Source organism: Acinetobacter sp. LMB-5 (assembly GCF_001541635.1).
Taxonomy (GTDB): domain Bacteria; phylum Pseudomonadota; class Gammaproteobacteria; order Pseudomonadales; family Moraxellaceae; genus Acinetobacter; species Acinetobacter pittii.
In genome coordinates this window covers 1-632 of the sequence record NZ_LRDR01000043.1, presented here as the reverse complement: position 1 = coordinate 632, position 632 = coordinate 1, and the positions used below count along the sequence as shown (strand labels likewise).

Sequence of the window (632 nt, the reverse complement as noted above, 5' to 3'; positions counted from 1 at the left end):
GTTGGCCAGTAAATTGGCATCGCCAGCATCAACGATGTAATCCGTCATGCACTCGAAAATCGTTTCATCATCGACGGCTTTGACTTGGTATCCCATAGGAATAACAAGCCCAGCGTGACCTGCCGTAAACGTGAGTTCGATAACCGTACTGGCAGCAGACTCGCCAAGGCGTTCGCCAGCGCCCACTAAAGCTCCGAGATGTTCAAGACGATCACCTTTAGCAAATGCCAATAAGTTCTGTTTTGACTCGTAGTTGATCTCATCAACCACTTCGTTTTTGCTATAAGCAATGGCTTCAAGATGAACAGTCTCAGGATCGTTTACGGTTGGGTAATAGCCCGTCTTTTTAAAGTAACGCTCTTTCAGACTTGCCAAGTCGCCTTCAAAATCAGGCGTAACCAAGCTTGGTTCTGGTAGCGTTGGAAATCGGTTGGTACTCATGCGCGTCTCTGTATGGTTACGGTGGAGGTCCAGCCACTACTGGTGAGCGATGTGCTTACTGCTGTTGGCTTCCACTTGTCTGGCAACTTGCCTGCGTTCGTTAAGTTAATCGTGTCCGCAGTGGTCACTGTGGCGTTCACTAGCGTCAGTCTGCCAGTGGCCATTTGCTTGCTTTTACCTGAGCCTGTCGC

The 632-nt window shown here is 49.4% G+C and carries 1 protein-coding gene; it reads right to left on the bottom strand.

What is annotated here, in order from left to right:
- Positions 1-441, bottom strand: a 441-nt coding sequence (locus tag AW165_RS18415; protein WP_212823901.1) for a hypothetical protein, incomplete at its 3' end; no start/stop codon positions are given.
- Positions 442-632 lie beyond the last annotated feature (191 nt).